Origin of the sequence: Ktedonobacter sp. SOSP1-85 (genome assembly GCF_016587415.1) — a bacterium.
GTDB lineage: Bacteria > Chloroflexota > Ktedonobacteria > Ktedonobacterales > Ktedonobacteraceae > Ktedonobacter.
In genome coordinates this window covers 5,250,109-5,273,393 of the sequence record NZ_BNJI01000001.1, presented here as the reverse complement: position 1 = coordinate 5,273,393, position 23,285 = coordinate 5,250,109, and the positions used below count along the sequence as shown (strand labels likewise).

The 23,285-nt window shown below is 54.5% G+C and carries 19 protein-coding genes; 7 read left to right on the top strand and 12 right to left on the bottom strand.

The features are described from left to right. Positions 1-52 precede the first annotated feature (52 nt). Positions 53-886, bottom strand: coding sequence for a sensor histidine kinase KdpD (locus KTE_RS21975; RefSeq protein ID WP_201384655.1), 834 nt, complete (start codon positions 884-886; stop codon positions 53-55). Positions 887-1,500: 614 nt separating this feature from the next. On the opposite strand from KTE_RS21975, the gene KTE_RS21970 reads away from it, so the two are divergent. Beyond that, positions 1,501-2,130 (top strand): IS607 family transposase, encoded by a 630-nt coding sequence (locus KTE_RS21970; RefSeq protein ID WP_201384653.1) that lies wholly within the window; start codon positions 1,501-1,503, stop codon positions 2,128-2,130. Beyond that, positions 2,090-3,406, top strand: coding sequence for an RNA-guided endonuclease TnpB family protein (locus tag KTE_RS21965; protein ID WP_201384651.1), 1,317 nt, complete (start codon positions 2,090-2,092; stop codon positions 3,404-3,406). Before KTE_RS21970 ends, KTE_RS21965 begins: the two co-directional genes overlap by 41 nt. Before the next feature lie 126 nt (positions 3,407-3,532). Here KTE_RS21965 and KTE_RS21960 read toward each other — a convergent pair whose 3' ends face one another. Then, a complete protein-coding gene (locus KTE_RS21960; RefSeq protein WP_201384649.1) occupies positions 3,533-4,633 on the bottom strand; it encodes a winged helix DNA-binding domain-containing protein in 1,101 nt (366 codons plus the stop codon). Between the two features lie 44 nt (positions 4,634-4,677). Beyond that, positions 4,678-5,283 carry a TetR/AcrR family transcriptional regulator gene (locus tag KTE_RS21955; protein WP_201384646.1) on the bottom strand — a complete coding sequence of 202 codons (606 nt, stop codon included), beginning with the start codon at positions 5,281-5,283 and terminating at the stop codon, positions 4,678-4,680. A 132-nt stretch (positions 5,284-5,415) separates the two neighbouring features. Here KTE_RS21955 and metE point away from each other — a divergent pair, with 132 nt between their 5' ends. Next, the gene (gene metE, locus KTE_RS21950) at positions 5,416-7,740 is read left to right on the top strand and encodes a 5-methyltetrahydropteroyltriglutamate--homocysteine S-methyltransferase (RefSeq protein ID WP_201384644.1); all 2,325 of its coding nucleotides are present in this window, start codon (positions 5,416-5,418) and stop codon (positions 7,738-7,740) included. Positions 7,741-7,809: 69 nt separating this feature from the next. On the opposite strand, the gene KTE_RS21945 is transcribed toward metE, so the two are convergent. Continuing rightward, positions 7,810-8,661, bottom strand: coding sequence for an alpha/beta fold hydrolase (locus KTE_RS21945; protein WP_201384642.1), 852 nt, complete (start codon positions 8,659-8,661; stop codon positions 7,810-7,812). Positions 8,662-9,550: 889 nt separating this feature from the next. Between KTE_RS21945 and KTE_RS48920 the strand changes: the two genes are divergently transcribed. Beyond that, positions 9,551-9,673: a hypothetical protein gene (locus KTE_RS48920; RefSeq protein ID WP_255552921.1), complete on the top strand. Its 123-nt coding sequence runs from the start codon at positions 9,551-9,553 to the stop codon at positions 9,671-9,673. 827 nt (positions 9,674-10,500) lie between these two features. Continuing rightward, positions 10,501-10,797, top strand: coding sequence for a hypothetical protein (locus tag KTE_RS21940; protein WP_201384640.1), 297 nt, complete (start codon positions 10,501-10,503; stop codon positions 10,795-10,797). 20 nt (positions 10,798-10,817) lie between these two features. Here the strand turns inward: KTE_RS21940 and KTE_RS21935 are convergent, their stop codons facing one another. Then, positions 10,818-12,032, bottom strand: coding sequence for an IS110 family transposase (locus tag KTE_RS21935; RefSeq protein WP_201384638.1), 1,215 nt, complete (start codon positions 12,030-12,032; stop codon positions 10,818-10,820). 248 nt (positions 12,033-12,280) lie between these two features. Between KTE_RS21935 and iscB the strand changes: the two genes are divergently transcribed. After that, positions 12,281-13,570 (top strand): RNA-guided endonuclease IscB, encoded by a 1,290-nt coding sequence (gene iscB / locus KTE_RS21930; RefSeq protein WP_201384636.1) that lies wholly within the window; start codon positions 12,281-12,283, stop codon positions 13,568-13,570. Between the two features lie 124 nt (positions 13,571-13,694). On the opposite strand, the gene KTE_RS21925 is transcribed toward iscB, so the two are convergent. The 5 genes from KTE_RS21925 to KTE_RS21905 form a co-directional block, all read right to left on the bottom strand. Continuing rightward, entirely contained in the window at positions 13,695-14,762 is a 1,068-nt protein-coding gene (locus tag KTE_RS21925; RefSeq protein ID WP_201384634.1) for a cell wall metabolism sensor histidine kinase WalK, read from the bottom strand. Then, positions 14,759-15,433 carry a response regulator transcription factor gene (locus KTE_RS21920; protein WP_201384632.1) on the bottom strand — a complete coding sequence of 225 codons (675 nt, stop codon included), beginning with the start codon at positions 15,431-15,433 and terminating at the stop codon, positions 14,759-14,761. The genes KTE_RS21925 and KTE_RS21920 overlap by 4 nt, the downstream gene beginning before the upstream one ends. Before the next feature lie 112 nt (positions 15,434-15,545). Then, positions 15,546-16,091: a hypothetical protein gene (locus KTE_RS21915; RefSeq protein ID WP_201384630.1), complete on the bottom strand. Its 546-nt coding sequence runs from the start codon at positions 16,089-16,091 to the stop codon at positions 15,546-15,548. Positions 16,092-16,150: 59 nt separating this feature from the next. Then, complete coding sequence (locus KTE_RS21910) at positions 16,151-17,029, bottom strand: SPFH domain-containing protein (protein ID WP_201368819.1); 879 nt, start codon at positions 17,027-17,029, stop codon at positions 16,151-16,153. Positions 17,030-17,654: 625 nt separating this feature from the next. Then, positions 17,655-18,818, bottom strand: coding sequence for an RNA-guided endonuclease TnpB family protein (locus KTE_RS21905; protein WP_201384628.1), 1,164 nt, complete (start codon positions 18,816-18,818; stop codon positions 17,655-17,657). Positions 18,819-19,213: 395 nt separating this feature from the next. Here KTE_RS21905 and KTE_RS21900 point away from each other — a divergent pair, with 395 nt between their 5' ends. After that, the gene (locus tag KTE_RS21900) at positions 19,214-19,855 is read left to right on the top strand and encodes a hypothetical protein (protein ID WP_201384626.1); all 642 of its coding nucleotides are present in this window, start codon (positions 19,214-19,216) and stop codon (positions 19,853-19,855) included. Positions 19,856-19,981: 126 nt separating this feature from the next. On the opposite strand, the gene KTE_RS21895 is transcribed toward KTE_RS21900, so the two are convergent. Then, entirely contained in the window at positions 19,982-22,390 is a 2,409-nt protein-coding gene (locus tag KTE_RS21895) for a type 2 lanthipeptide synthetase LanM family protein (protein ID WP_201384624.1), read from the bottom strand. Then, complete coding sequence (locus tag KTE_RS21890; protein ID WP_201384622.1) at positions 22,381-23,283, bottom strand: hypothetical protein; 903 nt, start codon at positions 23,281-23,283, stop codon at positions 22,381-22,383. Before KTE_RS21890 ends, KTE_RS21895 begins: the two co-directional genes overlap by 10 nt. Positions 23,284-23,285: the final 2 nt, after the last annotated feature.

Here is a 23,285-nt window from a genome sequence, read left to right as displayed (position 1 = left end):
GACGGGGCTTTCTCGCTCGCGGCTGTAACTCATGTGGGAATACCATTGCAAGTCAAGCCATTTTCCTGGCTGGTTGATGGGAAAAAGCCTGAACATTCTGCTCTATCTCAAGAGGGATTTGTACAAAAAAGGTAGTGCCTTCTCCCTCAATGGATTTCACCCAGATTTGCCCGCCGTGGCGCTCGACAATTTCTTTACTCACAGTGAGCCCCAGGCCCCAACCTTCTCTGAAAAGAGCCTCGGCGTAAGGAGTACGATAAAATGGGTCAAAAAGGTGTGACTGCTGCTCGAGAGAAAGAGCAGGCCCCTCATTATGTATCTGGAAAAGCACAGAGGCATCCTCCACGTGTGCGCCAATAGAGATCACCGTGTCTTCTAATGAGTAGTGAAGAGCATTGCTCACCAGGTTAATCGCAACCTGGGTAAGTCGTTTGCCATCAGCTTGCATGATTATAGGATCGAGAGGAAGTTGTAGCTCAATCTGGCGACCTGAATACGTACGTTGATCCTCGACGACCTCATCACAAATCTTGCTGAAATCGCAGGGGCCAAACTGCAAGAGCTTCTCCCCGGTATGTAAACTACTGAACTCAATCAGATCTTCAACCAATGCCTGTAACACGCGTGTCCTTGCCTCAATTTTGTCAAAATGCCTTCTATACAAAAGTGCTTCTTTCTCTGTGCTTTTCGCTTTATCCAGACGTCGTAGAGCGAGCTGCACTTCTCCTAGTATGGTGGTAAGAGGGGTTCGTAACTCGTGAGCTGCGCGTATCATAAAATAATCCTTGAGATGGTTGGCCCGCTCAAGCTCTTGATTGATTTGTTCAAGTTTATGGTTCGTTGCTGCCAGTTCCTGGGCATAGGCATGCACCTTTTGTTCGGCCACACGTATACGCCAGTATTTCACCATATTCTGGCCCGCGAGAACAGCGATTATGCATTGGGCAAATACGAAAGGGCCAAGTGTTGCTATGGCAGTTCCAAAATTCAGACTCACTATATCGTAATGGGGAAAGACAATGAGGAAAAAAGCAAGCAACCCAACCAGAGTCGTTACCAGAGCAGGACTTACCCCCCACACAAAGCCAACGATAACAGATGCAAGGCACAAGGGTACCCACATAACACGTACGCTTGGAATAAGAAGAGCTAAGAGCACTGCTATACCCGTGAGGAAAAGCCCGATAAGATACCCAAAAACGGGTAGACGCCACCTTGGAAGGTATATGGTAGCCTCATGATGCACCGCTCTCTGGCGATCAAGGTACTGGCTTATTTTTCTCCTTGGCATCATAAGGCACTCCTGATCATTTACCAATCCCTTGTTTCGTTGCTACGAGGGGGGGAAGATTATACAGCGGGGATAGGCTATTTCATTTTTATGATACGCCTTGGAGACAAGAGAGATTTCACAGGATACAAATAGGTCACCTTTATTGAGGAAAGGGAGATCTCTACTAGGTATTGACAAAGTGTGCGGAAGTGAACTAAAATTATTACATGTACTCAGTCGCACAGTTTGCCAAGCAGGTGGGTGTCAGCGTGAAAACGTTGCAGCGCTGGGACCGGGAAGGCAGGCTCAAAGCCAAACGAACGCTTTCTGGGCGTCGCTACTATAATGAGGCCGATCTGGCTACGGCGCTCAACCTTCCTCAGCGGCCAGCCGCTCGCCGAACGATAGCCTATTGCCGGGTGTCCAGTCCTGCTCAACGACCGGACTTGCAGAACCAACGGGCAGCGCTCTCGAGCTACGCGGTCTCCAAGCAGCTTGTGGTAGACGACTGGATTATGGAGATCGGCGGGGGTCTCAATTTTGAGCGCAAACGGTTTCTGGCTCTGGTGGATGCCATTGTGGCAGGAGAAGTGGAGCGTGTGCTCATTGCTCACCAGGATCGGCTGGCGCGCTTTGGCTTTGCTCTGATCAAGCACCTGTGCGAGACCCACCACACGGAATTGGTCGTGATGAACACGGAGACGCTCTCTCCAGAACAAGAGCTTGTCCAGGATTTGATGAGCATTCTCCACTGCTTTTCATCGAGATTGTATGGCCTGCGGAATTACCGCAAAGCGTTAGAAAAGGCGCTGAAGGATGAAAACCGCGCACAAGATCCGGATGAATCCCACGCCTGAACAGGTGGAGTATCTCAAGCGAGCCTGTGGCACGAGGCGATTTATCTACAACTGGGGGCGGGAGCAGTGGGAAAAGCAGTATCAGGCGTATAAAGCTGAGCAGGAAACCGTTCCCGAAGAGCAGCGCGTGCTCAAACCGCCACATGCCCTCGCACTCAAGAAGCAATTCAACCAGATCCGGGAGCAGGAGTATCCGTGGACCTATCACGTGACGAAGTGTGTGGTGGAAGGTGCGTTCGATGACCTCAAAAACGCCTACGACAACTTCTTCGCGGGTAGATCGAACTACCCCCAGTACAAGAAAAAGGGGAAGTCGCACGAGTCGTTCTATCTCTCCAACGATAAATTCGTCTTGGGGACCCATTGGATCTCCATTCCTGGCTTGGGTCGCTTCATCCTCGATCAACGCCAAACGAAGAAGGACCGAGGCAAGCTCTTACGCAGACTGGGGACGGTGAACGTCGCCGAAAAACTGCGCTTCGTCGAAAAAGGGAAAGCCACCACTCCCGCGAAGAAGCGAAACAAGCGCAAGCACGTCGTGTGCGAACGAGTCAAGATCCTGGGGGCGACGGTCTGCTGTGAAGCGGGGCACTGGTACGTCTCCATCCAGGTAGAAATCACACGGGAGCGCCCCAAAACTCCCGAACCAGTGGTGGGGGTAGATGTGGGCTTAAAGCAAGCTGCTGTGGTGAGCGATGGACGCAGGCTTGAGAACCAAAGGCCATTAGCGCTCCATCTCAAGAAACTCGGCAAGCTGCAACGCCAACTCAGTAAAAAACAGAAGACGAAAGACCCGGAAACCAAGCGAACCGTGTTCAGCAAGAATTATGAGAAACAACGGCTCAAGGTAGCGCGCAAGCATCAGCAAATTGCCACTCTTCGCCGAGATGTGCAGCACAAGTTCACGACCGAGTTGGCGCGCACCTGTGGGGTCATTGGCATCGAAGACCTCAACATCCTGGGAATGATGGCCAATCGGAAGCTCGCCAGAGCCGTCGCCGATGCAGCGATGGGGCAACTGTTGCAATTCTTGAAGACCAAGGCCGCCAACGCAGGGGGAAATCTCTTCATCGCCTCTCGCTGGTTTCCTTCGACCAAACGCTGTTCGTGTTGTGGGCATGTCAAGAAACGCATGCCGCTCAAACACCGCACCTATGAGTGCCAGATCTGTGGACTGGTGATCGACCGGGATTTGAACGCCGCTTTGAACCTGGCCTGGTTCGCCATGGAAATGCTTCGCCAACGAGCAGAGCCTCACGTTGGCCGTCCTGGGTAGTGGCTACGACCGTGACGTTAAATGCCTGTGGAGCTGGTGTGAGACCGAAACGAGAGGGCTGATCCAAAGGTTCTCGTGCGATGGCAACTGGCTGAGAAACAGGAACAACTGACCGCTCGGGGATGTTTACACACGTTCGAGTATGAGAAAGGTAGCAGGATACCGTAAATTTCTCGGCAGGCCACGAAAGTCGTAATAGGAACTGACCGCTTCGCGCGCCTCTGTCTCCAGGTCGAAGGATTGGTCGAAGGGTTTGAGGAGGATGTCAAGCTCATTCTTCTTCAGCGTGCGCTTCCAGGTGCCAGCAATCTGGCCCGCGACGACAAGCATGGGCATGAAGACACCGTTGTTGCCCGGCACGACTTTCTGGACATGCTCGGCAGCGAGCACGGCACTACGGTCCTTGTATCCAAGCAGGTATTCATCGAAGCCGGGTAGCAAGTAGAAGTCAGAGGATGGATGTGCCTCGCCGTTGAGCACGTCACCGGAGAACCAGTACTCCTGCCCATTGTGCTTCTCGACACACAGCTCGCTTCGGACGGCGTGAAATCCGGTCCTGGCCTCGCTGATGGTCAAACCTGTCCACCAGGCGAAGTCGTGAACAGTAACCGGCCCATGACTCGCCACATAGCGCTTCACAAGCTCGTTCAGGGCCTCCTCGCGCGAGAATTTACGTGGTTGTGGCACCCATTCATCGAGCAGCACAAAGGTCTGTTGCTTGCCCTCGTATGGTCCCAGGCAGATCAGCCCCGTTTGGGCCAGGTACCACAACAGGTGATAGCCACGCTGGCCCCTGGTGCTGATACCCGCATCTTCCCATAGCGTCATGACACCGGGGCGAGAGAGACGCTTGCCACCGTGCAGTGCGTCGTGAAGGAGTTGCGCGGCACGCTCGATGATGGTCTCGTCAAGTTCAAGCTGCTCCTGTCTGCGCTTATCCTTCGCGATCATGCGCGTGGCCGTCAGTTCCAGCATCCATTTCGCATCTTGCGCCGGGACAAAGTGCAGCGTGCCACGCATAGGCCAGGTGCGTACGATCTTCCCCTCGGCTATCGCTTGTTCGACCATTGCCAGTGTCGCGGAGCGCGTGCGCAGACCAATCGCCCACAAGGCCTCCTGATACTCCTGCGCCTGCATCGCGCCCAGCCAACGCACCACCTCTTCCGGCGTCTGGCAGCGCTCACCATTAATCCGCTGGCTCAGCAATCGTTGCTGCGCAATGTCCATGCTTATCTTCTCCCTCATGGTCTACAAGTATTCATGGTTTTCACTCATTGGTTCGCATACACGAGTCGTTGGAGCGCACTCAGGCAGACCTGGCGCATCTGTGCAGGGCTAAGTGTGGGATTCTGGAGCGTGGCTTGAATAGCTAATCCATCAATCAACGCCGCCAGTTGCGTGGCGACGATAGCTGCATCAACTGCTGCGAATTCGCCGGAAGCGCTCCCTTCGGCGATGATGCGCGCCAGAAAACGCGTCCAGCGGCGATGTTGTTTCTCACTGACTGCGCGCAACCGTGCATTGCGTGTGACTTCTCCCCAGAAGATCAGCCACAAACGCCATTCGTCGCGGACCTCCTCGCTTTCGGGCAGGCTGGCCGTTACCAAGCGCTCCAGGCGTTCCCAGGCACTCTGGGCGCCAGTGAGCGCCGCCCGAAAGGCAATGCCGGTATCCTGCACTTTCTCAAGAAGCGCGGCCTCAAGCATGGTGTCTTTATCACCAAAATAATGGACGATGGTTCCGGTACTGACTCCGGCCGTTTCCGCCACGTCACGCATCGTCACGCGCTCATAGCCGAGTTCCACAATACAACTGCGTGCGGCGCGCAAAATTTGCGTGCGGCGAGCAGCCTCATGGATGCCGGGTTTTGCTGGCATGGGGTGAGTCCTCCTTTGCTCTTATTGCCTCACCTATGATATCATAGAACTGGCCGTGTTTATAAAACGAACATTCGATTTACAAACACGGGAGTGATGATTGTTATTTGACAGTGTGAAGGAGAGTTGAAAATGATCCAAGCAATGATTCCTGGCTATCCGCGTCTTGGCGCCAGGCGCGAACTGAAAAAGGCGCTTGAACAGTTCTGGTCTGGTCGTATCACTGAAACAGAACTGCTTGAACAGGCAAGTGCACTACGCAAGCAGCGCTGGCAGTTGCAACGCCAGGCCGGACTGACTCACATCCCGTCGAACGATTTTTCCCTCTACGACCATGTACTTGATACAATCGCCCTGGTTGGAGCCGTTCCCAGACGCTATCAATGGAATGGAGGCCTGGTTGATCTGCATACCTATTTCGCTATGGCGCGTGGCATGGAAAAGGACCAGGCCAATGCGGTTCCTGCCATGGAGATGACCAAGTGGTTCGACACCAATTATCACTATATCGTTCCTGAGTTTGAGCCAGGGCAAGCGTTTCACCTTGCCTCACGCAAGCCTGTCGAGGAGTTTTTGGAGGCGAAGGCGTTGGGCATCCAGACATGTCCAGTGCTGCTCGGCCCGCTCTCCTTCTTGCTGCTCGGCAAGACAACACAGAGCGGGATGAACCAGCTTGCACTGTTGAATGCCCTCCTGCCTGTCTATGAGGAGACTCTGCAAGCCCTGGCGCAGGCGGGGGCTGAGTGGGTACAGATCGATGAGCCATGCCTGGTTCTCGATCTAGATGAGGCAACGCGGGCAGCCTACCAATCTGCCTATACGCGCCTGGCTGCGCAGAGAGCGGCCCAGGCCCCATCACTGCGCATCTTACTCGCCACCTACTTTGGCGATCTGGGCGAGAATCTGCCGCTGGCGTTACAGTTGCCCATAGATGCGCTGCACCTTGACCTGGTTCGTGCTCCAGAACAGCTTGAGCAGGCGCTTGAGCAGGCCCCGTCCTCGCTCTCACTCTCACTCGGCCTTGTCGATGGGCGCAACATCTGGCTCACCGATTTTGAGCGTGTGCTGACTGTGGCTTCGCAAGCTGTGCAGGCACTTGGCACAGAGCGCGTCTTGCTCGGCGCCTCCTGCTCACTGCTGCATGTGCCTATTGATGTGATGCAAGAGACGCATCTTGACGAAGAAATGCGTTCCTGGCTCGCCTTCGCCAGGCAAAAGGTCGAGGAGATCAGTCTGCTCACCCGCGCGCTCAATGAGGGTCGAGAGACGATTGAGGCTGCGCTCCAGGCCAATAGGCAGGCGCTGGAGAGCAGGCGCAGTTCAGCACGCATTCACAAAGTGGAGGTTGCCCAAAGTGTCCAGGCCATTACAGAACAGATGGCACAACGTTCGCGGCCATATCATATGCGCAAAGAGCGTCAGCAAGCTGGACTAAAGCTGCCGCTTTTACCCACCACGACGCTTGGCTCCTATCCGCAGACAGCAGATGTGCGCGCAGCGCGTGCCGCCTACAAGAGCCACAAGTTGGATCAGAACAGCTATGAAGCCTTCCTCAAGCAAGGGATCGAAGAGGTGATTCGCTTTCAGGAGGAGGCCGGGCTAGATATGCTGGTGCATGGCGAGGTAGAGCGGGGTGATATGGTCGAATACTTTGGTGAGTATCTGACCGGGATGCTGCTGACACAGCATGGATGGGTCCAGAGCTATGGATCGCGTGCCGTGCGTCCCCCGATCATTTATGGTGACGTGGCACGCCCTGGGCAGATAACCGTTGAGTGGTCACGCTTTGCCCAATCGCTCACCGCTCGCCCGGTCAGAGGGATGCTCACCGGTCCGGTGACTATCATGCAGTGGTCCTTTGTGCGCGATGACCAGCCCCGTTCAGAAACGTGCAAGCAGATTGCCCTGGCGATTCGCGAGGAAGTCCTGGACCTGGAAGCGGCTGGCATACGCGCGATTCAGATCGATGAGCCAGCACTACGTGAGGGCTTTCCTCTACGCCATGCTGACTGGCAGGAGTATCTCTCCTGGGCAATCTTCTGTTTCCGCCTGGCTGCAAACGGTGTACGTGACGAAACGCAGATCCACACCCATCTGTGCTACTCAAAGTTTGATGACATCGTTCCTGAGATCGCCAGCATGGATGCTGATGTGGTCCTCATCGAAGCCTCGCGTTCTCAGTTCGATCTCCTGGAGGCACTCAGAGCCTATCGCTATCCTAACGGCATTGGACTTGGCATCTACGATGTGCACTCGCCGCATGTGCCGACAACACAGGATTTTGATGAGAAACTGCGTCTCGTCCTCCAGATTCTTCCATCCGAACAGTTGTGGGTGAATCCAGATTGTGGTCTCAAGACACGCAAGTGGGAAGAAGTCAAGCCAGCGTTGAAGCACATGGTCTCTGCCACTCAACAAGTGCGATCCTCACTACCACTACAAACCGGTACCTTGTAATGATCTAGGGATCAGACGAGAAACATTTGCAGTGCTGCCCAGGTTTGTGCGATAAAGCAGTGTCTTCGTTCACAAAACCTGGGAAACTTGAGCTGGCCTCTCATCAAGTACTTCGCGCAAGCGGTGGGCAAAAGCCCTCGGATTGCTCACATAGCCCGCGTGGCGGCCCGGGAATTCTACCATATCCGTTCCGAGCCGGTCCGCCACGGCGGCGGCGCTTAAGTATGTCGCGGCCTCCTGATAGTCGTGTCCGCCAGCAAGCACAATTCGCGTCTGACTGGTAGCACTTGCGAGTGCGGCAAAATCCAGTAGGTAGTGGTCGTACATGGCTACCTCATGCTCAAACAAGAAGATCGTGTTCTTCACAATCTGATCCTTTATAGAGGCAGGTAGCTCACTCACTATGTCTCGGCCGCTCTCGTCCAGGCCATCCAACTGAAAGAGCGCCTGTAAGGCCGCCATAACTCCTGAATGCCGGTACACGTCCTGGATGCCTTTCATCTCCTGGATGGGGTCAGTCTCGGGCAATAGGTGCGTTGGCGGCTCATGCGCGACCAACGTATAGACCTGCCCGGGGTGGCGGGCCACCAGGTCAAGTCCAATAATGGCACCGCCGCTACTCCCGAATACATATGCCGATTCATAGTCGCTCCCCAAGGCTTTAAGCAAACGATGGGCATCGTCGCTGTGTGCCTCGACGCGCTGTTCTTCACCTGGATTGTCGAGCTGACTGCGCGAAAGGCCCCTGCGATCATAGGTCACAACGGTATATTGATCGGTGAGATAGCCCACAATCTCATGGAAGACAATGCGATCATTGCCTCCACCAGCGATAAGAAGCAGGAGAGGACCGCTTCCACGCACCTCGTAGGAAAGAGTCGCGCCAGGCACACGTAAAGTGTTCGATTTTGTGCTACTCATGAAAAAGTTCTCCTTTTTTATCTCATTGCTTCGATGTGTTTTTGACAGAATGGGGCTTTAGCCCGCCACAAGCCACGGTTCTTTCGTCCGTGGTTAGGCGTGCTCGGCTTTAGCCCTTGTATTTCCACTTCTTCTCCTTTCAAAAAGAAGAGGTCAGTAGTACCTTGAAAACTGAATAGTGTACGGGTTTCGTAGCAAAGGGCTACGAGTAAAAACACTACCATGTTCACCAATGTGCAAGCTATTTGCTGCTGCGAAGGCACGGGTATCCATTCCACGGCTTTAGGAAGTGGAGCAGCCAGGACAAAATAGCACCAAGGAAAAGCCTCCACTCTGACGGGTACATTCCTCAGAGAGTAGCATCGAAAGATGCGGGTGTTGCTTCTCTCCAAGTTGCCAAAAACGGAAGTTGTGGACTATTCTTTCCTTTCCGAAAGGCATGAGAGAGGTAACGCGCAGGGCACCGCGCATGAAACAGTAGGCATGGATGGATGCTCTGTTTTAGCTTTTCTCTGTCCACTACGATGCTCAACGAGTCGTGGCCACGCCACATTTCTCAGAACATCGACTACGCGAGAGAGGCAGAAGAAGCCACTGGTCTTTAGACCATGTGGAGTGTCACATATAGACTTGATCCTCTCAATGCCAACGTCAAGCGTATGCAATGTTAGGTCTCAAGAAGAACAATACATGGGATTTGTAAACACAATTTAAATTGGCGCCCGCCAGAAAAAGCCACCCCGCCCACTCTGAGTCAACGATCCCCACGCATGAATGCGGGGGCTTGTCCCTTGTGTTGATGCCGTTTTCGTTGTCCAGCCGAGGTGGTGCGCCGCGTCACGAGCATCTGTATCCCTCGCACAGCGAGGATAGACTCGGAAGGAGGTCTATGGGTCAATCGGCTCACCTGGAGCGGAAACGCAAAGGGGACCTTAGCATGCCGATAACGCAGCAAAAAAAAGCGCTGCAAGACCCGCGCGATATGGCTAAACCTAAACTGGTTGAACCCTAATCCCTAAACGGAGAATGCTGGCTCTCACCGCGATGAGCGATGCCAGGGTGTGCCGCCATTTGGCACCTTGATGGTGGCAACTTCCGCACCCTGGGTGCCTGACAACGAGACAGGTATAAAGGGATGAGTAGGGGGCCTACGTCGTGCTCGATACGTACAGGAGTGACGGAACGCGGGATACCCTACAGGCCAAAAGGCCCAGGGGTACGGAGGACCCATAGTAGTCCGATCTCAGGAAAGCTGAGAACATGGCGAAGGGGTCCAGGGGATCTCAATAGCTCACACAGAGAGGTACTCGTGATGAGAAACGCCGAAACAGTGTTAGCTGTTATCCGTGATCGTGGCAGACACTCATCGTCTGCCATGAATGTCACGTCGCTATTCATGCCGGAAAGCCGACGCGACAACCTTTACGGGCATAGATCTCTGGAAAGCCGGATGAGCTGAAAGGTTCAAGTCCGGTTTGGGAAGGGGCGGATGGAGACGTACTGAGAAGCAACGCGCCAGCCGCCTACTTCACCCAGAGCCCGCAGGCAAGGCGCTGATTGGCACCAGCGTTACGCTCGTCATGACACCCAGTCGTGCTTCCTCAGTGGCTGGCGCTGTCGCTCAGCGTTAAAAGCACCCGTCGGGGTACGGGTCGGTGCGCTGAGCCGAACAAGCGAGTGCAACACCGGCGAGGGGAGCGTCCTGAGTCAGCCTGCTCAGGACCGTTACACCGCCCGGTAACGGGACCCTCACACGAGGGAAACGAAAGACCCTCTATGTCAAGAGCCAAAAAACGAGAAAGGAAAAAGCAAGGTGAGCAGAGGTGAAACTGCCTCCCGGTGTGGGCTTACAAGCCTCCCACCTCGGTCAAGGCCAAGACGAGCGCGCCCACCCCCGACTCTTTCCCCTCCTGCGCGGCCTTGACTCGAGGTGGGAGGCAGCGAGTAACCCACACCGGGAGTCGGGAACGCGGTGGTGGGCTGCGGCAGACGTTGGAGCGAGGGGCGGGGATGAAGGAATGGCTCACGCTCGGCAGAAAGAGCGCGGCGGGAACCGTTTGGGCGGCTCCGTTGGAGCACACAGTCTCAGCACTGACAACAGACGTTGCAGTGCTCAGTGGACCCAACCAGCCATGACGCCAAGGGACAGCCTGGGTTTAGGCGACACGTTGACGAGGCGCGTGAGCCAGCTTCGCCGCTTCAAACGTTGCGGCCTGATAGAGGTCCTTCCTCACCCACATGCGATAGATGATGCGTACCCAGACATTTGCCAGGCAGCGGACGGCCAGACTATGGGTCTTGCCTTCCATCCGCTTGCGCTGGTAATACGCTCGTGCCCAGCCATCTTGTCGTGTCGTCTGCCAGGCGAACTGATAGAGCCCATTACGCAGCGGCTTGAGGCAGGCAAAGCGTTTATGGGCTTTGGAAAAATTGCCGCTTTGGAACGGCACAGGAGCCGTACCCGCCAGTTCCTGCACGCTTTGGGCATCTCGGTAACGCGCTCGGTCATCACCCCATTCGGCAAGCAGCCGCGGAACCAGACGCTGAGCGGCCCGAGGCAGCGATTGCCACAGGTCATGGTCGGGATGCTTCAAAAAAAGGGTCGCAATCTCCTGATCGTAGCCTTTGATGTCCTCAAGCAGTGGCAGCAACTGTCTGACCAGCGAGAGCATCAGGCGCGATTTGGCACGCACGATGACCTCATTGGCCGTCAACTCTTGGTGATGCAGTTGCTCTACCATCTCAAGGGCTGCCCGCCGCGCATTGGGATACTTGCAGCTTTTGAGCAGTGCCTCAATCTCTTCAAGGGAAGCGGCGGCCGCTGCGGTTGGAGTCGGATACGCCTGCAAAAACAGCAGCGTCGAGGGCTGATGCAGTTTTCCAAACAGCTTCAAGCTGACCGGGTAATACTCTTTGAGGCAGGCGGTGAGTTGGTTGACCAGTCGCGTTTGACTTTGAATCAGAGCATCCTGATCGCGTGTGCGCGTCTTCAATTCAGCAATGATCGGGCTATCAGGAGAGAGGCGACGCAGATCGGCCAGGTCGAAGCGTCCGGTTTTCGCCAGCAGATAGGCATCAATGCGGTCTGTCTTCGCGCCTGCTGTTTTACGCAGTGTATTCGCGGTCTTCGGGTTGACCGGATACACCGGAATGCCTGCTTCCAACAGGAAGGTAATGAGCAGGCCGTGATTCGTTTCGACGATACAGGCCAGATCCTCCGGCCTAGAGGCGATGCCCAGCAAAAAGTCTTTCAAGTGGTGCAAACCTTGATGGCTGTGGGCAAAACGCTGCGTTCCCACCCGATGTCCGGCTTCATCGAGGACAACCACATCATGATGGGTATCGCTCCAATCCAATCCAACATACCACATCTTCGAACTTCCTTTCGCCAACACTTCCTGGGAGCGGTCGGGTCCTTCTATAACGGGTGCTCGAAGCAACTACCCCCCAATCATCGATTGGCCCAGGAAAAACTGCTGGGAAAGAGCGATCTTTCGTTGCCGGTCAAGCCGTGTGGAGTCATTAGCCTTTCCCCAGCAGGACGAATCGAGCAGGGAGCGACCCTGCTAGCCCTTGGTCGAGAGGGCTTGAAAACATATTAACATATAAGGAGTCACTGATGGTGTTTGTGCTCGACAGACACAAAAGGCCACTCATGCCGTGTACCCCCAGGCGCGCTCGCCTCCTGCTTGCGCGCAAGCGGGCCGTGGTCCATCGGCTCAGCCCCTTCACGATCCGGCTCAAGGACCGCAGCGTCCAGCAGAGCACGCTGCAACCGGTCGTGCTCAAGATCGATCCAGGCTCGAAAACGACTGGCCTGGCTCTGGCGCGGGTGGAAGAGACTGGCGAGGGAGAGGTGCACCACGCGCTGCACCTGGCCGAACTTTCCCATCGCGGGGAGGAGATCCGCGACCGGCTGCGCAAACGGGCCGGGTATCGGCGACGCAGGCGTTCGAGCAACCTGCGCTATCGGCCGGCGCGCTTCCTCAACCGCCGTCGAGCGCCTGGCTGGCTTGCGCCGTCCCTGCGCTCACGCATCGATAACGTCCTGTCCTGGGGCAGGCGCTACCAGCGCTGGGTCCCGCTGGTGCGTATCGCGGTCGAGCGCGTGAAGTTCGACACCCAACTGCTGCAGCATCCGGAGATCTCCGGGGTCGAGTACCAGCGCGGGGAACTGGCCGGTTGGGAAGTGCGCGCCTATCTCCTGGAGAAATTCGGGCGCAGGTGCGTGTACTGCGGGCGCACGAACACGCCCTTCGAGTTGGACCATATCCAGCCGCGCAGTCGGGGTGGCTCCAACCGCGTGTCGAATCTGGCGCTCAGTTGCCACGCGTGCAATGCGGCCAAGGGGGAGCGCACCGCCGCGGCGTTCGGCCATCCCGAAGTGGCCGCCCAGGCGAAGCAGCCGCTACGGGACGCGGCTGCGGTCAACGCCACCCGCTACGCGCTCTGTGACGAACTGCGCGCGCTGGGTCTGCCGCTCACCACCTGGAGCGGCGGACGCACGAGGTGGAACCGTGCTCGCTTCTCGATCCCCAAGACGCACGCGCTGGACGCGTTGTGTGTGGGGGAACTGGCAGGGGTTGCGATGGGTGGGCAGAACACCCTTGCGATCACCGCCACCGGTCGCGGACGCTACAGCCGGACCAATGTCGATGAACATGGTTTCCCCGTTGGCTATCTGATGCGCCGCAAGCAGGTCCTGGGCATCAAGACCGGTGATCGGGTGCGGGCGGTGGTCCCAGAGGGGTTTGCGGCGCAGGGGACACATACCGGGCGCATCGCCGTGCGCGCGAACAAGCAGTTTCGCATGGGCAAGGTGCAGGGGATTCCTGCGCGCTTTTGCCGGGTCCTCCAACCGGCCGACGGCTACGACTATGCTGTGGTGGCGACAGCCTTGCAGGGATGACGGACTGAGGAGCCCCTCCCCAGCCACCAGGAAAGGAATGCCTGCTTCCTCCCCATGGGTGAACCCAGGGGCATCCGCAGGCCGAATGAGGTGATAGTGGGCGGGGTGGCTTTTTCTGGCGACCTTATTCTGCTGCTGGCAAGGAAACAAACATACTCGTTCCGGCATGTGGTTGACTCACCACCTTAATGGTCCCCTGGTGGAGTTCCACTATTTTTCTGACGATGGCGAGTCCTAATCCGCTTCCCTCGCGGGCACGCTCCCGTGAGGCATCGACCTTATAGAAGCGCTCAAAGATACGCGTTTGCGCCTCCAGGGGGATACCTATCCCCGTATCCGTAATCCTGCATTCGATGCAACGATCCTGCCGATGCACTTCAACACACACTTTTCCGCCCTCTGGCGTGAATTTGATACTGTTGTGTAGGAGATTACTCCACACCTGTGAGAGCAGGTCTTCATTCGCGAAAAGCAAGACCTCTTCCAGATCCACCTCCATGGTGATGGCTTTACGCGTCCACTGTGGCTCACAGGCCAGGATCAACGTTCTGATCTGCTTATCCAGGCGATAAGGCTTCGGCTCAACCATCAGATGCTTTGATTCTAGAGAGGCGAGCTTGAGCATATTCTCAGTCATTCTGGAGAGCCGCATGCTTTCGGTTTCGATAATACCAAGATAGTGTTCCCTCTCTGAAACTGACAGGTGTTTATCATGCAGAGCCTGCGCAAAGCCCTGAATTGAGGTCAACGGTGACTGAATTTCATGCGAGACATTCGATATAAACTCCTGTCGCATATGCTCCATCTGGTTCAGTTCCTCAGCCATTTGATTCACACTCTTCGCCAGTTCGCTTGTAAACCCATTGGCCCCAACCTCTGGGTCAAGCCTGATCTGGAAATCGCCTTTCGCGATCCGCTTCATCGCCTCGATAATAGGTTCAAAGACCTGCATGCGTTGTCGCCTGACTTCTGACCTGGCGCTGCTCCAGGCAATGTAGGCAATGAAAAGCAAGACAAATACCAATAGACCAAAGAGTGAATTCAAGACCTGAATCAGGAAGGGCGGAAGTGTCAAGCCAGTCGCAGCGTACAGCGACGCCGTCAGAAAAAAGGTGCCAGTCCAGATAGCGCACAAGAGCAACATCGCGACCACGCCCACAGCAGTAACCTGAATAACCCACCTCGTCTTCATCCGTCCACCTCCAACCGGTATCCCAGACCACGGATAGTTTTTATGCGGAAGGAATGCTGGTTTTCGGGAAAGCGCTCGCGCAGCCGATTAATATGCACATCCAGAGTACGTTCATTGCCAGCAAAGTCATAGCCCCAGATATCCTCAATCAACTGGTCGCGAGAAAAGGTCCTTCCTGGCTCGCTCGCCAGCTTGAACAGCACCTCAAATTCTTTCAGGGGTAACGTGAGGCGTTCCCCATACACGCTCATTTCAAAGGTTTTATGATCCATAACCAACTCACCAATCTGAAGCCGCTGTGAGGTGGCAATGCGATAGCGCTTCAACAAGGCCTTGACTCTGGCAACCAGTTCAGGTGGCTCGAAAGGCTTGACCAGGTAATCATCAGTACCCACCTGGAAGCCTTTGAGTTTCTGACTGGTTTCCCCCCTGGCTGTGAGCATGAGGATGGGGACATCAGAGTACCTGCGTAGCTCCTGACACAACTTCCAGCCGTCCATCTTTGGCATCATGATATCAAGAATAACCAGGTCGATTTTGCTTTGTGCAAAGACGGCAAGGGCTTCAACGCCATCAGATGCTTCAGCGAGCGTAAAGCCTTCCTGTTGTAGGAAGATACGCGACAGCTCCCGAAGATGAACATCATCATCTACCAATAAAATAGTGCTCACAGAAATAGTCCGCCCTGTTTCTGGAATAAGAACAACAACCTGACGATCCCATCCAACACGCATCCAGCCCATTGATGGTAACAACCTTGCCTGGGCTGATATTCTCCGTGGGCTAAAGCTGTATGAGCAGGAAGCGCTCCCGCTCCTTCGCTGTCTGGGCCAGTTGTTGCGTCATCTGGCGTAGTATAGCACTCTGGCTCGCCCAATCCTCAGGAGTCATACGCGAAACGTGCTGATATATTTGCTCGCTGCCGCGTACAAGTAGCAGGTCAAAGTTCAGCAACTGTGTCAAAAGAGCGTGCTCTTGCCGAAAGCGCCACCATATACGATCCTGGGTCGGGACCGACATCCCACGGATGCCAGATTCCACACTCGCAAGGGCCTGTTGAGCCGCCTCAATGGCTCGTATTTGCGCCATGGCTTCCTGGGGTGGGTCAGGGTTGGCACGCGTCAGAGGAGGAATGAAGCGCGTATGATACTCGCCACGCAATTGTGCGAGCAGGGATACCGCTTGTGAAAGAGAATAGGAGGCTCGCTCTCGTACAAGCACATCGTCCGCGCGTGCCTGGTCTGTCTTATTATAGAAGTTATAGCCATAGCCCGTGAGCAGCAATTGCAGTTGTTGCACGAGCGGATTGTTGGATGGTTGTGAACTCATCTCGATCCCTCCCGATAACGGGCAAGCATGAGCTCGCCCGTATCCCTTTGATTATTCTTTTAGCGAGGTGGCTGACCCGGTGCGCGTGGAGGAGTGGGTGCAGGAGCGTGTGATGAGTTGACCGTATAGTGATCAGCATTTGTAGTTGGCTGTACACCATTGACATTGAAGGGTTGGCCAATCGCCATATTGGGAGCGGAGACAATCCCTCTTTCCGCCATCAACATCGCTGTATAGTAGCGCACCGCCTCTAGCTCGCTCAAACCAAAAGCCTTGAGCGAAATCAGCGCCTTCATGCGCTCATCGCGAGGAAACACCAGGACTTTCACTGTATTGAGCGCGATTCCATACGTCGTCAGGAATTGCTGGAGGTGCTGAAATACGATCTGCGAAAGATCGTGAATCTTTTCATTCACCACTTCGAGGGGTGTAATCTGCACAACCTGGTTGACCGCCTGCTCAATGACGGGGCCAGCATAGGCGTTGATCTCTTGCGTTGTCAATGCATGTCCCCGGTAGGGCATATGTTGGACAAGTTGTACCGCGGCCTCGCGCGTCTCAACATGAATATAGTAATCCACGCTGTAAACCATCTCGGCCATTTCTCGCGAGAGGGCCATGCCGGTTGTTTTCAGCACGAGCTTGGCGCGATTGATGTAGAGTGCCTCATACTGCCAAGGGCTCTGCCCACCATAGAAGGCCTGTTGCATAGAGCCGAAAAGCGGACGATCAGGGGTCTGAATCGTATACTGCCCTGTTTCATAGACATTGAGAATAGCTCCCCGCGACTTGAGAACGCAGAAATGGTTGCTCTCCACCGTAAGCAACGAGCCATTCATGATGCCATTGTGGGGATAATGCCAGAGGAGAATTTCTGGCCCCATTATCTCCTCGCCGTTTTCGCTCAACGTCGAAATCACGTTACGGATGCCTGTCATGATACCTCCTATTATCTCAAAACAAGATGCGAGACTTTTCAACCTGCTGGCAAATAAAACTGCCAACACATTGATAGACGTACTGATAGACGGCTTTTTTTGCATCTCATCAAATAGCGGCCCCTAGGTGTCCTACCTTATTTATGACTATTTTTTAATCTAGTTATTAAACATAATGTGTTTGATCGTATGCTTTATGTTGAAAATCTATAGGTAGAATGTCGAATTAATAATTGACATTCTTAGATTTATATGGCATCTTTAATTACGGTAGTTATGGCAGAGTTTATGATTGTTGAGCAGATCCAGGCAAGTTTGGAAATAGCCCAAGCATGCAGAGAAAGCTAGGTAAAAGAATATATGAAAGACAACATAAAGTTATTTTGTATCTTCTTTCTTGTCCTGTTCGCCCTTGCAGCCTGTGGTGGCGACCCAACAACAAAAACAGGCGACCACATCACTAAGATCCAGACAGGTAGCGGTTTTGATTCCCATGGAAATACAGTACAAGGAGAGAATAACTGCTCCAATTAATGTAGTAAAACATATGCAAGCATAGCTCTACCACACCTTTTGTTGTTCCTGTTTCATCCGTAGGAGCCTCAAGGCTGAAGCCTTTTTGGTCTTACCCCGCGTCCGCAGGCAAGTTTACGTCCTCGTCTGAGCCAATACCGCTGACGACTTGGTCAATGAGCCCGATCAAGTGAAGGGCTTCCCGCAGGATATTCTGGCTCGCATTCTGATCGCGATCTTGCGGGAACTGAAAATAGGGGCATGATGGATTCTGGCAGACAAAGGTGCGATCTTTGAGCGTCATCGCTTCCCACTTCCAGCCGCAGCAGTGGCAGGTCTTACTCGAAGGAAAGAAGCGTCCCACCTTGATCACCTGTCCACCCCGCTGCTCTACCTTCGCCCCGAGCAGGGAGAGCAGCTTGCCCAATGCTGCGTCAGAGAACGAACGAGACAGCCGCCGATTCTTGAGCAGTCCCTTGAGGTTGAGGTCTTCGATGCCAATGCTTCCATAGCAATTGGCAAGCTTGGTTGTGAGCTTGTGGAACACATCATCTCTCAGAGAGGTAATACGATAATGGAGTCGTGCCACCTGTCTACGCGCTTTCTCGCGGTTTTTTGATCCCGGTTTGCGGCGATGCAGTCGCTTATTGGCCTGACGCAATTTTTTGAGCGCCGTTTTGAGGAAGGCTTGGTTCTCGACTCCCTCTCCTGTACTCAAGGTGGCCAATCGGTTCAGTCCGACATCGATACCAACAGCGGCTGGTTTCTTCGTCGGGATCGCATCTGGGAGTTCGACCTGGAGAGACACAAACCACCAGTCTGCTGTTTTCGTGATGCGTGCTCCGGTCACGCGACCTTTGAAGCGCAGATTTTCCGCCATGTTGACCCATCCGAGCTTAGGAACCCACAGGCGGTGATCCCCCACCTCGAATTGATCGTTGGCAAGGTAAAAGGAGGCTTTGTTTTGTTTCTTGCTCTTGAACTTGGGGCGTTTGGCTTTGCCTTCAAAAAACGCGGTGAAGGCTTTTCCTAGATCGAGAAAGGGCTGATCTGAGGCGTTCTTCGTTACCTCCCATGTCCAGGGGAATTGCACCCGCCGGATCTCGTTGAATTGCTTCTTGAGTTTCAAGGCAGTGGGTTTCTCCCCGGCTTCGTATTGGCGGTTCCATTCGGCCAGCGCCCAATTCCACACAAAGCGAGCAACGCCTGCGGCACGAGCAAGGGCGTTGGCCTGCTCAGGTGTGGGATGCAGTCTGATCTTATGGGCGCGAATCATGCAGTTCTGCTCTTTCTCTTGCCTACTATCTTTTCAAGTATAGGACAAACGTTCTCATCTGTCAAGAAGCTCGAAAGTGTGGCGTCTTGCCCATGGTTGATCCCTTTTTCCCACTTTTTTGGGAACAGTTGCATTCTCTTTTGGGGTTGGAGAGACAATATATGTCGTCTTCACGGTAAATACAACAGACAAAAACGCTCTGGTGACACTTAGAATATTGCATAGTGGCGTGCTAGAAGATACCAGTATACCTCTGGCTATTCAGCAAGGAGAACACATTTACAATAAATCCATCGATATCCATGCAGCGGGCAAATACAGCATTAAAGCTGAATATAACAATAATGATGAGGCTTCTATTGATTTTTCAGCAAATTAGATTGTAGAGGCAAGCAATGAAACATATTCTACCGCTGGGTTGCATCTTTCTTCTCATTCTTCTTCCAATGCTTGGTTGTGGTGATGATTCGTCACAAACAACAGCGCCTTCCTGTAAACCCAAATACGTGTATGATCAAGTTAAGGATGGAGGCGAAGCATTAGAGGTACTCGATTTCGAATCTGCCTATAATGGCACGGCTGATAATGCAGACTTTACCCTCAGCGCTACTCATAGCGCGTCTGTGGCCATTTCACGTAGTGAGACTCAAATTCAGAAATTCCATGCGGAAGTCAAGGGTGAGGCTCCTGTCATAACTGGAAATGCCTTTGTACCGATGGCAATTGTACAAGCTAATGCCGTCTACGATAGCGTTCACCAGCAAAGCGAGAGTGTAAGCAAGACTATGACGTCAGTAACAGGCAGCAACATTAGATTAACAATCCCGCCCATGGCAAAAGGATATGGAATCTATGGGGTCGTTGTAAAAATCACCTCTGGACATCTCTACTCACAAAACTGTACCAATCATGACGATTTAGGAAACATATCCACTATTATTCCCGAACATTTCGATTGGTGTACATGGACAAGGGGACCCAATCTTTTTACAGAGGGTGGCCAGGGTCCATGCCTCGTTGTGGCTTATAATTTGTGAGAAAGCTAGAGCATAGCTTTTCTGCGCGCAGAGAACACCCTTTCAAGATGGGACAGCCATTAAAGAGTATGCTTTATAGTGTACGGGCCTCCTTCTTGGAGAAGGCCTGTACCATAAGAGCGCTTATCAAGGTCTTTCTGCAGTAACGGGTGGTTCCAGAAGGAGCACAGATGGTACCCGTCCCGGGTCGGCAAGCCTGAGCAAGGCGTAGCCAATGCCTGCTAATCCGATCATCAGCCCTGGCGCTTCAATGTTGTGTGGAGTACCCGGACGGAATGTACCGGCTTCGATACTCCTGAGCAAGCTTGTAGCGACAACGTTCAGTCGAGCGCTATATTCCTCGGCCAGTGGACCACGCAGTATCCGTCCAGCTAGCAAGAGCGCCTCCAGGTTGCCCGCGTCGCCATGGGCCAGGGAGTGATTAGGGCCAATCTGCTCATGACTATACCCAAAACCCTCCTCGCTGGTGGTGACAAGTGCAGCAGTGATCTCCTGGCGTAACGTGTTATCGTCAAGGTAGCGCAAGGATGCGAGCCGCCCCAACGCAATCCCAGGGGCACCATGCGCCCACGACATCCCATACCTCTGCGCCTGTGCCGAGAAGCCTGGCTGCTGGCGCAGGTTGCGCCAGTTGCGCACCTCCGGCACATACAGGCTACGCTCGTATGCAAGTGCCGCCAGAGCAGCCTGCCGAAAACGTTGCTGACCACTCACCTCCGAGAGGCGAAGCAAGCTCCAGACAATCCCCGCTGTTCCACGCGCAAAACCCGCCAGCGGAACCTCCTGGCGCAGCGTCTTCCAGCCTGCTCCTTGCGCACTGTGCTGAGCCTGTGCCAGCAGGTGATCGCCGCAAAGCTCAGCCATAGCCAGTGCCTCTGCTGTCGGCGCCATGGCATAGAGGCTCAGCAGACTAGCAATCCCACCGGCGCTCCCATCCACCAGGTCATAGCGCTCATCCTTCTTCAATACGTCTGGAAACAACTGAACCAGGCGCTCCGCTTCCTGTAAGAAGGTGGAGTCACGCCAGAGGATAGCCAGTTGCGTGAAGAGATAGATGCCTGACCCCCAACCATTGAAGCCTCCCACGCAATAGCGGTCGGGATGGACTGTAAGCCTGGCAAGCTCGCGGCGAAACGTCTTGAGGGCATAACTGGCCAATTCCGTATAGCGTGCGTTCTCGGTGAGTGCTCCCAGATAGCTCAAGAAGAGGATGATACCTGGCAAGCCATTGTAGAGATCGGCTCCAGCCAGTGCCACACCCCAGTCACGATCCATCACGAAGGAGAGTCCAATCCAATCCGCCATATCGTCTTTCACAATCGCGCTCGCGCAAAGGCGATCTCCAAGCACCTGTGCCGCCCTGAGTAGCCTCTCACGCTCAGGGAAGGGGCACGCCTGCCCGGTGGTAGGCTGCCCACCAGAGATGGAAAGAGCCGTGAGCGGTACACTGGCAAATGAAGCACGAATCAGCCAGATTTGCCGCTCCAGGTCCTCCTCATCGAGAGACGCAAGGCGCTGCCTGACCATGTCCAGGCTCGAAGTGGCAAAGAAGTCTGGAATGCGCTCGCCCTGGCTTGTGAAGAGATCACAACTGGCTGGACGCGTTGTAAACATCGGGATATCGCCTTGCCAGAGGTCCGCGCGCTCAGCGGCAATGAGACTGGCCAGGAGTGGTTGTTGCTCAACCTCTGTCCACAAACCATCAAAGAAGCGTTCGCGCTTCAACGCGTCTCGCAGCATATTGGGATGAAAGCTTTCGGTAAGCAATATCCCATAGGTCCTGGTAGCGCGCGCCACAAAGCGAATCTCATCCTGCGCGAAAAGCGAGAGGTATTCACGCGCAATACGCTCCTGGTGACGCACGAGGAAGTGGTACATAGCGCGAAAACCGCTCACAATATATTCAAGGTAGTCAACGGCCTGCATAGGACGCCCATTGAGACGTGGGAGGTTATTTCCGCCTCGCATCTCAATATGCTCACGCACCAGCTTCATCTCATCGCTCGCCACGTCTTCCCAGCGCGCAACCGGGTGAGGACTCAGCCCCTCTCCACTCCCTAACCCGCTTAGGTCAACTCCCTCAAAGGCTTCTGTGGACCAGAAACGCTCTGGTAGCAGGGCGATACGCCGTACAGAGTGATCAAGAATGTGGAATGCTGGGCGCTTCGCCACGCCATCCTCATCGAGGGTCCAGCGAGGATGAAAGAGCGCCTCCAGGTCCACCAGGACAGGATGCTCGCCTGCGGCCAGGACATTTTCTCCGTGAAAATCGCTGGCGTCCAGGGTATAGAGCAGAGCCAGGTATCGCCCCTGCCGTACAAAAAAGCGTTTTACCTCTTCTTCAGAACCGCACTCAGGAGTTGTCACAAACTCCGACCAACCATAGGTTTCGCGATCAAGAAGTTTCAGGGTACGAAACGCTGGCCCCTCACCCTGCTCATTTAGCCATTGGAGCAGTTGTTGAAAATGCACGTCAATTGCCAGCGATTTTGGCTTGTACACCAGTTGCAAGCCAGAACGGAACTTCAGCAGCATGACGCTGCGTCCACCACGATGGGTATCGCCCGCGCTCCCCCAATCTCGACGAGTTGTCCAGGCTCGCTATGAGGAGAGAAGAGCGCGCACATCTCGTCCCAATCCGCGCAGAGACGAGATACGAGTTCCTGGCTGCATAGCACCCAGCGATCCATGGCTACAAGAAATTGCCGGGCCAGGACGCAATACTCCTGCAGAAAAGCGATCAGGTGCTCACGTTGGCACAGGCGCTGGATATAGCTATGGAAGCGCTCTTGCGGCGTCTCACCCTGTAACTGGCCTCGTAGGCGCGCAATATTAAGTTCCAGGACCAGTGTCTTGCTTATTTTAGGCATAATCTGCTGGACAAAGTTCGGCAGAAGAAGCTCCATGATACGCTGCTGATCAAAGGGGAGAGAGCCATGAGCAAGCTTCTCTATTCCCGCGCGTAGTCGCGCAATCCCCGGGCGCATCAGTGAGGTAAATGGCAACAGGAAGGCAACCGCCTCCGACTCTGGCATCGCCTCGGCAAGCAGCCGCGCTATGTCCTCGCCCGGCGTAGGATCAAGAAGCGCGCTGCTCAATTCTACCAACCATTCAGGCGGATAGGGTTGCGAGAGCCGGGCCTGTAGAGACTCAAGCGGTTCGCCAAGCAGGGTCAGCAGGTCTTCTTCCGTAAGGCCATCCATCTCCAGCCGTTGGGTGAAAAATGCCCCTGTATTGAAGGGGGCCTGGTCTCGCCAGCGTTGAAATTTCTTCTGGGCCTGCTCAAGTTTGCTCCGGTCCGGCACAGGTGATGGCTCAGTACATAAACATGATATAATTCTCTCGCTTAATAGCGCGGCGTTATACCAGCCAGGAGCCTGCCACAAAGGACTTGTTGCCTGGTCTGTTTGGACTGGTGTTGTTTCCATAT